Below are 12,380 nucleotides of genomic sequence, written 5' to 3'. Positions count from 1 at the left end.
TGTCCCCTTCGTCTAGTGGCCTAGGACACCGCCCTTTCACGGCGGTAACAGGGGTTCGAGTCCCCTAGGGGACGCCACGATTACCCGCTCTGCGGGATTTTTAAGGGTCATTCAATTATTGAATGGCCCTTTTGTTTGTCTGGCGTTTGACCACTTCTCTCATCACCTCCTTTCTTCCTGTTCTGACCAGTGGTCATGACTGTCGCTTGCTAAATATTATTATGATAATAATATTCAACCCATGAGAGTCGGAGGCTTTGATGAACGATAAAAAAGCGCAAACCCGCGAACGCATTCTGCAGGCCGCCAGCGCCGCGTTGATCCAGCGCGGCCCGGCCGAGCCGAGTGTCGGTGAAGTCATGGGCGCGGCGGGGCTGACCGTCGGCGGCTTCTACGCGCACTTTGAAAGCAAGGATGCGTTGATGCTGGAGGCCTTTACGCAGCTGCTGGCAAGGCGTCGCGCCTCCATTGACGATATGGACGCGCAGTTGACCGGAGAAGAACGCAGGGGGTTGGTTGCGGCGTTTTACCTCTCGCGCAAGCATCGCGACTCCACCGCGCAGGCCTGCCCGATTCCAGCGACTGTAGGGGAGATGGCTCGCCTGCCGGACGCCTTTCGCGACGCGCTGAGCGAACATGTCGAGTTGATGGCTGCTCAGCTTGCCGCAAGCCCTGAAGACACCGACAAGGCCTTAGCCGATATGGCATTAATGATCGGTGGCCTGGCCTTGGCCCGCGCCTTGGGGCCGGGTGAGCTGTCGGACCGAGTGTTGCGCGCTGCCAAGTCGGCTGTGCGATAGGAAGAGGGCTCGCAGAATGGGCGCGTTAACCTGGATTCGTCGCTTCAACGGCACGCTGGGGTACCTGGCGCCGCACACGGTGGCCAACAAGATGCGTCGAGCCTTCATGACGCCCCGCGACCTGCCGCCCCGTGACTGGGAGTTACCGCTGCTGGCGCAATCGGAGCGCATCACCTTGCGCTTTGGCTTGTCGGCCCTGCGCTGGGGGCAGGGTCCGGCAGTTTTGTTGATGCACGGCTGGGAGGGCCGGCCAACCCAGTTTGCCAGTCTGATCACCGCCTTAGTCGACAACGGCTACTCCGTGATTGCTCTGGACGGGCCTGCCCATGGCCGCTCACCGGGGCGTGAGGCCCATGTGCTGCTGTTTGCTCGCGCCATGCTGGAGGCGGCGGCCGAGTTGCCGCCCCTGCATGCAGTGGTCGGCCATTCCATGGGGGGCGCCAGTGCAATGTTGGCGGTGCAGTTGGGGTTGCGTACCCAGGCGCTGGTCAGTATCGCTGCACCGTCGCGTTTCCTGGATGTACTGCGTGGTTTTACCCAAATGGTCGGTTTGCCAGCGAAGGCGCGTTCGGTGTTTATTCAGGAGGTGGAGCAAACATTCGGAATGCCACTCAAGCATTTGGATGTGGCCCACTATCAAATGAATATTCCCGGGCTGATCGTGCACGCTGAAGACGATACCTTTGTCCCCGTCAACGCCTCCCAAACCATTCACGAAGCCTGGTTCGACAGCCGCCTGCTGCGCCTGGAACAAGGCGGCCACCAGAAAGTACTGGCCGATCCGCGGGTGATCGATGGCGTGCTGGAGCTGTTAGCGGGTTGTCGTCTACAGGCGCGGCAAAGCGCCTGATACACTGCCTCCCGCCGCCATTAATCGACTGGGAGCAAGGCATGGGCTGGGATTTGGCAACGCCGTTTATCATTGACCTGCAGGTCGCCCCTGAGGATATCGACGGCCTGGGGCACGCAAATAATGCGGTGTACGTGTCCTGGCTGGAGCGCTGTGCCTGGCGTCATTCCCAGCGTTTGGGGCTGGACCTGACCGAGTATCGCCGTCTGGACCGCGCCATGGCGGTGGTGCGCCATGAGATCGATTACCTGGCGGCAGGCTACGAAGGCGACGAGCTGCAACTGGCCACCTGGATCGTCGATTGGGACCAGCGTCTGAAGATGACCCGCCGCTTTCAACTGGTCCGCCCGCGTGACGGTGCGACCCTTCTGCGCGCGCAAACCACCTTCGTCTGCATCGAACTGTCCACGGGCAAGCCCAAGCGCATGCCGGCCGAGTTTCTCGATGGCTATGGCCCCGCCCTGACAGGGGGTTAACGGTTGCGGTAGGAAACCCAGTAAACTGCGCCACGATTTTTGTTGAGTGTTTTCCATGCAAATTGCTTTGGCGCCCATGGAAGGGTTGGTCGACAACATCCTGCGGGACGTGTTGACCCGTGTGGGCGGTATTGACTGGTGCGTGACCGAGTTTATCCGCGTCAACGACCGCCTGCTGACCCCGGCGTACTTCCACAAACTTGCTCCAGAGCTGCTGCACGGTGCCCACACCGCTGCGGGCGTGCCCTTGCGCGTGCAATTGCTCGGTTCCGATCCTGTGTGCCTTGCGGAGAATGCCGCACTGGCCTGTGAGCTGGGTTCGCAAGTGATCGATCTGAACTTTGGCTGCCCGGCCAAGACCGTCAACAAGTCCCGAGGCGGTGCCGTGCTGCTCAAGGAACCGGAGTTGCTCAACCAGATCGTTGAACACGTGCGGCGTGCGGTGCCTGCCCATATCCCGGTGACTGCCAAGATGCGCCTGGGCTTCGATAGCCCGGATGGCGCGCTGGTGTGCGCCACGGCCCTGGCCGAAGGCGGTGCGGCGCATATCGTGGTGCATGCGCGTACCAAGGCCGATGGTTACAAGCCGCCGGCTCATTGGGAGTGGATCCCGCGAGTCCAGGACGTGGTCAAGGTGCCGGTGTTCGCTAATGGCGATATCTGGAGCGTCGAAGACTGGCGCCGCTGTCGGGAGATCAGCGGCGTAGAGGACATCATGCTTGGCCGTGGCCTGGTGGCGCGCCCTGACCTGGCGCGGCAGATTGCAGCAGCGCGCGCAGGCGAGGAAGTGGTCGAAATGACGTGGGCAGAGATGCAGCCCATGCTCCGCGAGTTCTGGACCCAGTCGGTAGCGCAACTGACTGAAAAACAGGCGCCTGGCCGATTGAAACAATGGTTGGCGATGTTAACGCGTAATTACCCGCAGGCGGTGGAACTGTTTACCGCCCTTCGTCGCGAGACGGATGTGCGGCAGGTAAGTTGTCTATTGGGTATGAGTCATCCTGACGTGCTTTAAATGTTGATGTAAGTCATTCGGGCTGTATGACAAATTCAACGTGAGCGGTTGGCATTGATCAAGGAACTTTTTTGGGGGGATGGCCACGTAAGGGTTGGGCGTCAGGTAGTTAGTGCGTAAAAAATACTGGTCTTCTGTATTGCTGCTATCTGCCGTCTTAACTCGGATAAATATAGGACTAAAATTCTTATGCGTGATCCAGTTGTGAGCCGTACCTATGGCGTTAATTCCGTTTACTCCCCTAACTGCGGCTCCAGTGCGACGTTGCCCATCCGTGCCTCAGGCCCTGGTTGCGGCATCCGGTTTGGGTGTTATAACCCGCCCCCGCCAACATACTGTGTACCCTGCAAGCCAGCCCCGCCAAAGCTTTGCAGGCCTTGTAAGCCAGCCCCGAAGAAGCAGAGTTTTTTTTCCAAGATTGGCAGCTTTTTCGGAAAAGTCTTTGACAAAGTCGGCAGTGTTTTCAGTGGGATTGGTAAGGTGTTGGGGGGAGTAGTAAAAGCACTTAGTCCGCTGATAAGTCTGGCGGCGCCGTTATTAGGTCCGGTCGGGTTGGCGATTTCCGGTGCGGTTAGTATCGGTGGTTCACTTGCTGCTTCGATGTTTGAAAAGGTGGGTGGGGCCATGAGCGGATTGAAGTCGTTTTTTAAAGCGTAATGTTTTAGCAATTGATTAATGTATTGGCGTTGGCCTGAAAAATAATCGACTGTCGCTGTTCGTCATGAAAGTAGCAGTCGACTATTTAATAGTTATATCAGCAATTGCCTGAACTCTTTCAGCGGTAGCGGCCTGCTGTAAATGAACCCTTGATACAGATGACACCCCAACGCTTGCAGGAATGCCAGTTGCTCGGGGGTCTCCACACCCTCGGCAATCACCTCCAGATTCAAACTGCGAGCCATCGCCACGATCGCCCTGATGATTTCCGCGTCGTTTGGATCATGGGTCGCGTCTCGCACAAACGACTGATCGATCTTCAGCGCGTCCACCGGCAGGCGCTTGAGGTATGTCAGTGAAGAGTAACCGGTGCCAAAGTCATCCATCGCAAAGCTCACGCCGAGCTTCTTCAGGCGGCGCATCTTGTTGACGGTGTCATCCAGGTTCTGGATCACGATACCTTCGGTGATTTCCAGTTTCAGAAGGCTGCAGGGCAAGGAATGCTGCTTAAGGCTGTGCTCCACCCGTTCCACGAAATCGTTCTGGCGAAACTGCCGGGGGCTGATATTCACGCATAGACTGAAATTCAGCGGGTCCACCAAGCCTTCTTTGATCAGTTGCCCAAAGGCGGCGCAGGCCTCATCATGGATCCAGGTGCCCACTTCAAGGATCAGGCCGCTGTCTTCCAGCACCTTGATAAATTCCGACGGTGACTGCGCACCCAATTGTGGGTGCTGCCAACGCACCAGTGCCTCCGCACCGACGATCTTGTTACCGCGCGCATCCACCTGGGGTTGGTAATGAACGCTGAATTCGCCGCGCGCCAGGGCCAGGCGCAGGTCGGTTTCCATGCGCAGGCGTTCGCTGGCGGCTTTTTGCATGCTGTTGTGAAACATCTGCGTGGTGTTGCGCCCTGAGTCCTTGGCGCGGTAAAGGGCAATGTCGGCGCGCTTGAGCAGGTCGGCCGGTGTGGAGCCGTGATCGGGAATCAACGCCACGCCAATGCTCGGCGTGACCTGCAATCTGTGCCCGTCCAGGAACATCGGCTCCGAAAGCAATTCACGCAGGGTGTCGGCCAGTTCCTGCACCTGATTGCTGACTTCCTGGCGCGAGCCATCCAGGCCGCTGAGCAGCACCACGAATTCATCGCCACCCAGGCGCGCCACGGTGTCTTCCATGCGCACGCTGGCTTCCAGCCGCGCGGTGACGATTTTCAGCACGGTGTCGCCGACCGGATGGCCCAAGGAGTCATTGATGTGCTTGAAGTGGTCAAGATCGAGGAACAGCAGCGCGCCGCGTAGGTTATGGCGTTTGAGCAGGGCGATCTGCTGGCTCAGGCGGTCCATCAACAGCGCACGGTTGGGCAGGTTGGTCAGCGGGTCGTGGTAGGCCAGATGGCGGATCTGCGCCTGGGCGTTTTTCAGCAGGCTCACGTCCCGCGCGGTCAACAGCAGGCACGGGGTTTCATTCAGGGTGATGGGCTCGACCGAGACTTCTACTGCCAGCACTTCACCGCGTTTGTTGTGCCAGAGCATTTCCAGGTGGTGAATGCGGCCCTTGATCTGCAACTCGGCCAACAGCGCCGAGCGTTGGTTCTCATCGGCCCAGATGCCGATCTGATAAAAAGTCAGGCCAATAGCTTCTTCAGCTCGCAAGCCGGTCAGGCGGCAGAAGCCATCGTTGACCTCCACATAGCGGCCGGTGTCGCGCTCGGTGATGGAAATCGCGTCAGGGCTGGAATGGAAGGCCTTGGCGAATTTCTCCTCGCTGGCCTTCAGCGCGGCCTCGGAGCGCTGTTGTTGGGTGATATCGCGCAACGTCGTAACGATGCACGCTTGATCTCCGACCTTGATCAGGCGGCTGGAAATCATGCAGGTCAGGCTATGGCCATTCTTGTGATGCACCACCACGGCCACGTTGCTCAACGACTGCTCGCGAATGACCCGCTCGATACGCTCCAGGCGCTGACTGGAATCATCCCATAGGCCGATCTGGTCAGCGCTCTTGTCGATTACCTCGGCAGCGCTCCAGCCAAAGGTTTGGGTAAAGGCCGGATTGATCTCGATAAAGGCGCCACTCTCCAGGCCTGTGACGCAGATCGGGTCGGGGCTGGCCTGGAACAGGCTGGCGAATTTTTCTTCGGAGGCGCTCAGGCGTTGTTCGCGCTCAACTTGGTCTGTGATATCGAGCAGCGTGCCGGCCATGCGCAGGGGTAAACCTCGCTCGTCGCGGTACAGGCGAGCACGGCTTTCCAGGTAGCGCGAGCTGCCATCTTCCATGGCCACGCGGTAGGTCAGTTGGTAGTTTCCGGCAGGGCCTTCGCGCAGGGTGCGGTAGGCGTTGCGCATGTTGTCCCGTTCCTCGTTGGGCATGCCTTCGAAAAAGGCGTCGAAGGATTCGTGGAACGGTTCGGACGGCAGACCGTGCAATTGGGCTGCGCGCGCCGAGCCATAGAGCATGCCGCTGGGAATGTGCCAGTCCCAAGTGCCCAGTTGTGCCGAGTCCAGCGCCAGGTCGAGGCGCTCCTGACTGTCCTTGAGCGCCTGCTCTGCATTTTTGCGTTCGGTGGTGTCGAGGAAGGTGCTGATCAGATAGGCCTCACCCTCCAACTCGACTTTTTGCGCGCTGAGCGTGCCATTGTGGACTTGGCCGTTGCTGGCGCAAAACTGCACCTCCATGGTAATGGGCTCGCCCTTGCGCTGCGTGGCCTTGACCAATTGTGCGCGTTGCTCCGGGTGGCGCCACAGGCCCAGTTCCAGGGTCGTGCGGCCGATGGCATCGCCCAAGGGCCAGCCGAAGAGCATTTCGAAATACTGGTTGGCTTCGCTGATCAGGCCGTCGGCCCGGCGCGTCAGCAGTACCATGTTCGGGCACAGGTGAAACAGCGTGGCGAAGCGTTTTTCGGAGTGCCCGAGGGCGTTTTCACGTTCACGCTGGTGGGTAACCTCGCGGATCACCCCGATCATGCGGCGCCGACCGGTTTTGTCCGGCTGCAGGCTGCCGTTGATTTCCAGCCAGTGAAAGCTGCCGTCAGGCCATTGGATGCGGTGATGCATGGCCTGCTCAAGCGGCTCGCCGGCCAGTACGGCGTGAAAAGCCCGTACCACTCGGGCGCGATCCGACTGGGCCAGCAAGTCAAGGTAGTCCAGGTCCTGGGGCAGCGGTTGGCGCGGATCAAAACCAAACAACGCCTGGGTGCCCCGTGACCAACTTATGCGGCCGGTGTCTATTTCCCAGCACCATGCGCCCAGCCGCGCAGCATTAAGGGCTGCCAGCAGTTGTGGCGCGCTCTCCCAGCTTTGTTCCGCCTGTTGAGGGTCCAGCGCGTAAATGCGGGGTAGGGGTGGCACGGGGTCGACGGGGTTGCGCATTATCAAAGGGCCTTGATTCGATGGGCAAACAGCACGGTTTTACTCAGAACCCGAGGCCGCACAGTGTCATGCCGGTATCCCTGGCAAATCCATCTGTGCGTCCAATAGGCTCATGAAAGCCCGCGCAGCATTCGACAGCGTCCTTTCGGTGTGCACGATATAGCCTAGCTGGCGACTGAGTTGTATGCCTGGCAAAGCGATACTTGCCACCTGATCATCGAGCATGGTGCGCGGCAACACGCTCCAGGCCAGGCCGATAGACACCATCATTTTGATAGTTTCCAAGTAGTTAGTACTCATCGCGATGTTCGGGGTAAGGCCTTGGGCCTCGAACAACCGGCTGACAATATGGTGGGTAAACGTGTTGCCGCCAGGGAAAACCGCCGGATGGCCGGCAATATCAGCCAGGCTGATGGAGCCGTTGCTGATCAGGCTATGCTCCGGCGCCACCACAAAGTCCAGCGGGTCGTCCCACACTGGCGTGGCGCGCACCAGGTTGTGGGGATCGGGCGCCAGGGTGATCACTGCCACTTCAGCGCGGCCATGGAGGATTTCTTCGTAGGCCACTTCAGAATCGAGAAATTGAATATCCAGCGCCACGTTCGGGTATTCCCGTGTAAAGGTTCGCAGGATAGGCGGCAGGCGATGCAGGCCTATATGGTGGCTGGTGGCTAATGTGAGCCGCCCGCTGACCTCGCCGGTAAGGTTGGTGAGGGCGCGGCGGGTGTCGTCCAGCACATTGAGAATCTGGTAAGCGCGCGGCAGCAAGGCGCGTCCGGCCTCGGTCAGGCCGACTTCACGGCCCAGGCGATCAAACAGTCGCACCTTCAATTGCTGTTCCAGGCCGGCGATACGTTTGCTGATGGCCGGTTGGGTCAAGTGCAGGCGTTCTCCAGCGCCGGAGAAGCTGCCGATCTCGGCGATGGCGATAAAGGCATTGAGGTTGGCCAAGTCCATTGTTGTATTCCAGTTGGTAATCCAAAGCATAAAAAATATGAATTTGAGTTATTTAATGTAGCGCCATACCATCAGCCTCACAAGCCAAAGGGTTATTGAAAAGCCCGGCGAATGAAATACCGCTGATGAGGACCGACTGATGGCCGGCAAAACGCTTTACGACAAGCTTTGGGATTCCCATGAAGTGAAACGGCGCGATGATGGGTCGTCGCTGATCTATATCGACCGTCACATCATCCATGAAGTGACCTCGCCCCAAGCGTTCGAAGGCCTGCGACTGGCCGGGCGCAAGCCTTGGCGCGTCGACTCGATCATCGCCACCCCGGACCACAACGTACCGACCACCCCGGAGCGCAAGGGCGGCATCGACGCCATCGTCGACACTGTGTCGCGGTTGCAGGTGCAGACCCTTGATGATTACTGCGATGAATATGGCATCACCGAATTCAAGATGAATGATGTGCGTCAAGGCATCGTCCATGTGATCGGCCCGGAGCAGGGCGCCACCTTGCCAGGCATGACCGTGGTTTGCGGTGACTCCCACACGTCGACCCACGGTGCCTTCGGCGCTCTGGCTCACGGTATCGGCACCTCGGAGGTCGAGCACGTGTTCGCCACCCAGTGCCTGGTTGCCAAGAAAATGAAGAACATGCTGGTGCGCGTCGAAGGCAAGTTGCCGTTTGGCGTCACCGCCAAGGACATCGTCCTCGCTGTGATCGGCAAGATCGGCACCGCTGGCGGTAACGGCCATGCCATCGAATTCGCCGGCAGCGCCATTCGCGACCTCTCCATCGAAGGCCGCATGACCATCTGCAACATGTCCATCGAAGCCGGTGCCCGCGTGGGCATGGTGGCGGCGGATGAAAAGACCGTCGAATACGTCAAGGGTCGTCCTTTCGCACCGGCTGGTGCCGATTGGGATGCCGCCGTCGAAGCCTGGAAAGACCTGGTCTCCGACGCTGATGCGGTGTTCGATACCGTGGTCGAACTCGACGCTGCCCAGATCAAGCCGCAAGTCAGCTGGGGTACTTCGCCGGAAATGGTCCTGGCCGTCGACCAGAACGTGCCGGACCCGGCTCAGGAAGCCGACCTGGTCAAGCGCGGTTCCATCGAGCGCGCCTTGAAGTACATGGGCTTGAAGGCCAACCAGGCAATCACCGACATCCAGTTGGATCGCGTGTTTATCGGTTCCTGCACCAACTCGCGGATCGAAGACCTGCGCGCTGCGGCGGTGATCGCCAAGGGGCGCAAGGTCGCCTCGACCATCAAGCAGGCCATCGTGGTTCCGGGCTCAGGCTTGGTTAAAGCCCAGGCTGAAGCCGAAGGCCTGGACAAGATCTTCCTCGAAGCCGGTTTTGAATGGCGCGAGCCGGGCTGCTCAATGTGCCTGGCGATGAACCCGGACCGCCTGGAGTCGGGCGAGCATTGCGCGTCGACCTCCAACCGTAACTTCGAAGGGCGTCAGGGCGCCGGTGGCCGTACCCACCTGGTGAGCCCGGCCATGGCCGCCGCCGCTGCCGTCAACGGTCGTTTCATCGACGTTCGCGAATTGATCTGAGGAATACCCGATGAGAGCTTTTACCCAACACACAGGTCTTGTCGCGCCGTTGGACCGTGCCAACGTGGACACCGACCAGATCATCCCCAAGCAGTTTTTGAAGTCGATCAAGCGCACCGGTTTCGGCCCTAACCTGTTCGACGAGTGGCGCTACCTGGACGTGGGCTACGCCTACCAGGACAACTCCAAGCGCCCGCTGAACAAGGACTTCGTGCTTAACGCCGAACGCTACCAAGGCGCCAGCGTGTTGCTGGCCCGGGAAAACTTCGGGTGCGGTTCCAGCCGCGAGCACGCGCCGTGGGCCCTGGAAGAATATGGCTTTCGCAGCATCATCGCGCCGAGCTATGCCGACATCTTCTTCAACAACAGCTTCAAGAACGGCCTGTTGCCGATCATCTTGACTGACGAAGAAGTCGACGAGCTGTTCAAGCAAGTGGAAGCCGATGTGGGCTACCAGTTGACCGTCGACCTCGCTGCGCAAACCGTGACCAGTCCGGACGGCAAGGTGTACCACTTTGAGGTGGACGCCTTCCGTAAACACTGCCTGATCAACGGCCTGGACGATATCGGCCTGACCTTGCAGGACGGTGATGCGATTGCGGCGTTTGAAGCCAAGCACCGAGCGAGCCAGCCTTGGCTGTTTCGCGACGCCTAAATTGATATAGGCAGGACCGGCCTCATCGGAGGCAAGCCCCTCCCACATTTGGAATGCGTTCCCCTGTGGGAGGGGGCTTGCCCCCGATAGGGCCGGTACTAGCAACGCAACCCTTGAAGGATGCCACCATGACCAACACCGCCCACACCCAAGTCGTGCAAAAACAATTCGGCGAACAGGCGTCTGCCTACCTGAGCAGTGCCGTGCACGCCCAGGGCACAGAATTCGCGCTGCTGCAGGCAGAACTGGCCGGGCAGGGCAGTGCGCGACTGCTGGATCTCGGTTGCGGTGCCGGTCATGTGAGCTTCAATGTGGCGCCGCTGGTCAAGGAAGTGGTGGCCTATGACCTGGCCCAGCAGATGCTTGATGTGGTGGCTGCCGCTGCGCAAGATCGCGGCTTCACCAATATCAGCACCGTAAATGGCGCCGCCGAGCGCCTGCCGTTCGCCGATGGCGAGTTCGACTTCGTGTTCAGCCGCTACTCGGCCCACCACTGGAGTGACCTTGGCCTGGCCCTGCGTGAAGTGCGCCGCGTGCTCAAGCCGGGCGGCGTGGCGGCCTTTGTTGACGTGTTGTCACCGGGTAGTCCGCTGTTGGACACTTACCTGCAGACCGTCGAGGTGCTGCGCGACACCAGTCACGTGCGCGATTACTCCGCCGCCGAGTGGATGCGTCAGCTCAGCGACGCCGGTTTGCATGTACGCAACAGCAGCCGCCAGCGCCTGCGCCTGGAATACACCTCGTGGGTCGAACGTATGCGTACACCGCAAGTGCTGCGCGCCGCGATCCTGGAGTTGCAGCAGGCGATGGGCCAGGAAGTGCGCGATTACTACGAGATTCAAGCCGACGGCACCTTCAGCACCGATGTGCTCGTGGTATGGGCCGAACGCTGATTAATTTTCCCGACCTGCCCACGGGCAGGTCGCTCGATGAAATGAGGAACCCATGAGCAAGCAGATTCTGATTCTCCCTGGCGACGGTATTGGTCCGGAAATCATGGCCGAAGCGGTCAAAGTACTGGAACTCGCCAACAGCAAGTACAGCCTGGGGTTCGAGCTGAGCCACGACGTGATCGGCGGCGCCGCCATCGACAAACACGGCGTGCCACTGGCCGATGAAACCCTGGACCGCGCCCGTGCTGCCGATGCTGTGCTGCTCGGCGCCGTGGGTGGTCCGAAGTGGGACAAAATCGAACGTGACATCCGCCCTGAGCGCGGCCTGCTGAAGATCCGCGCGCAACTGGGCCTGTTCGGCAATCTGCGCCCGGCGATCCTCTACCCGCAACTGGCCGACGCGTCGAGCCTGAAGCCGGAAGTGGTGGCTGGTCTCGATATTCTGATCGTGCGTGAGTTGACCGGCGGCATCTACTTCGGCTCGCCACGCGGCGTGCGCGAACTGGAAAATGGCGAGCGCCAGGCCTACGACACCCTGCCGTATAGCGAGAGCGAAATCCGCCGTATCGCCCGTGTCGGTTTCGACATGGCCCGCGTGCGCGGCAAGAAAGTCTGCTCGGTGGATAAGGCCAACGTACTGGCCTCCAGCCAACTGTGGCGCGAAATCGTCGAGGAAGTGGCCAAGGACTACCCGGATGTCGAACTGAGCCACATGTACGTGGACAACGCCGCCATGCAACTGGTGCGCGCGCCGAAGCAATTCGACGTGATCGTCACCGACAACCTGTTCGGCGACATCCTGTCCGACCAGGCGTCGATGCTCACCGGCTCTATCGGCATGCTGCCTTCGGCGTCGCTGGACACCAACAACAAGGGCATGTACGAGCCTTGCCACGGTTCGGCGCCGGACATTGCGGGCCAGGGCATTGCCAACCCGCTGGCGACCATTTTGTCGGTCTCGATGATGCTGCGTTACAGCTTCAACCTGAGCGATGCGGCGGACGCGATCGAGAAGGCCGTAAGCCTGGTGCTGGATCAGGGTTTGCGCACCGGTGACATCTGGTCGCAGGGTTGCACCAAAGTCGGTACGCAAGAAATGGGCGACGCAGTAGTCGCCGCGCTGCGGAATCTGTAATCTCTCCGGCCCG

Annotated in this window: 10 protein-coding genes and 1 tRNA gene; 9 read left to right on the top strand and 2 right to left on the bottom strand. The window is 60.0% G+C overall.

Annotation, left to right across the window (positions count from 1 at the left end):
• The first annotated feature begins 1 nt into the window (after nt 1).
• From AOA61_RS27465 to AOA61_RS27445, 5 genes are all read left to right on the top strand, one after another.
• Nucleotides 2–77: transfer RNA gene (locus AOA61_RS27465), tRNA-Glu, on the top strand.
• A gap of 183 nt (nt 78–260) precedes the next feature.
• Nucleotides 261–800: a TetR/AcrR family transcriptional regulator gene (locus AOA61_RS27460; RefSeq protein ID WP_032888304.1), complete on the top strand. Its 540-nt coding sequence runs from the start codon at nt 261–263 to the stop codon at nt 798–800.
• Nucleotides 801–816: 16 nt separating this feature from the next.
• A complete protein-coding gene (locus AOA61_RS27455; RefSeq protein ID WP_099603143.1) occupies nt 817–1,650 on the top strand; it encodes an alpha/beta hydrolase in 834 nt (277 codons plus the stop codon).
• Between the two features lie 41 nt (nt 1,651–1,691).
• The gene (locus AOA61_RS27450; protein WP_033901813.1) at nt 1,692–2,126 is read left to right on the top strand and encodes a thioesterase family protein; all 435 of its coding nucleotides are present in this window, start codon (nt 1,692–1,694) and stop codon (nt 2,124–2,126) included.
• A gap of 55 nt (nt 2,127–2,181) precedes the next feature.
• On the top strand, nt 2,182–3,141 hold the full coding sequence (locus AOA61_RS27445; protein ID WP_032888297.1) for a tRNA-dihydrouridine synthase: 960 nt from the start codon (nt 2,182–2,184) through the stop codon (nt 3,139–3,141).
• Between the two features lie 749 nt (nt 3,142–3,890).
• On the opposite strand, the gene AOA61_RS27440 is transcribed toward AOA61_RS27445, so the two are convergent.
• The gene (locus AOA61_RS27440; RefSeq protein ID WP_099603142.1) at nt 3,891–7,169 is read right to left on the bottom strand and encodes an EAL domain-containing protein; all 3,279 of its coding nucleotides are present in this window, start codon (nt 7,167–7,169) and stop codon (nt 3,891–3,893) included.
• Between the two features lie 66 nt (nt 7,170–7,235).
• Nucleotides 7,236–8,126 carry a LysR family transcriptional regulator gene (locus AOA61_RS27435; RefSeq protein WP_032888291.1) on the bottom strand — a complete coding sequence of 297 codons (891 nt, stop codon included), beginning with the start codon at nt 8,124–8,126 and terminating at the stop codon, nt 7,236–7,238.
• A gap of 139 nt (nt 8,127–8,265) precedes the next feature.
• Here AOA61_RS27435 and leuC point away from each other — a divergent pair, with 139 nt between their 5' ends.
• The 4 genes from leuC (at nt 8,266) to leuB (ending at nt 12,367) form a co-directional block, all read left to right on the top strand.
• Nucleotides 8,266–9,684 (top strand): 3-isopropylmalate dehydratase large subunit, encoded by a 1,419-nt coding sequence (leuC, locus tag AOA61_RS27430; protein ID WP_053128838.1) that lies wholly within the window; start codon nt 8,266–8,268, stop codon nt 9,682–9,684.
• A 10-nt stretch (nt 9,685–9,694) separates the two neighbouring features.
• Complete coding sequence (gene leuD / locus AOA61_RS27425; protein WP_099603141.1) at nt 9,695–10,339, top strand: 3-isopropylmalate dehydratase small subunit; 645 nt, start codon at nt 9,695–9,697, stop codon at nt 10,337–10,339.
• Between the two features lie 128 nt (nt 10,340–10,467).
• Nucleotides 10,468–11,232: a class I SAM-dependent methyltransferase gene (locus tag AOA61_RS27420; protein ID WP_099603140.1), complete on the top strand. Its 765-nt coding sequence runs from the start codon at nt 10,468–10,470 to the stop codon at nt 11,230–11,232.
• Nucleotides 11,233–11,284: 52 nt separating this feature from the next.
• Nucleotides 11,285–12,367 (top strand): 3-isopropylmalate dehydrogenase, encoded by a 1,083-nt coding sequence (gene leuB, locus AOA61_RS27415; RefSeq protein WP_017530190.1) that lies wholly within the window; start codon nt 11,285–11,287, stop codon nt 12,365–12,367.
• The last annotated feature ends 13 nt before the right edge of the window (nt 12,368–12,380 follow it).

Origin of the sequence: Pseudomonas sp. 2995-1, assembly GCF_002742505.1 — a bacterium.
GTDB classification, from domain to species: domain Bacteria; phylum Pseudomonadota; class Gammaproteobacteria; order Pseudomonadales; family Pseudomonadaceae; genus Aquipseudomonas; species Aquipseudomonas sivasensis.
This window is presented reverse-complemented; position numbering and strand designations above follow the sequence as displayed.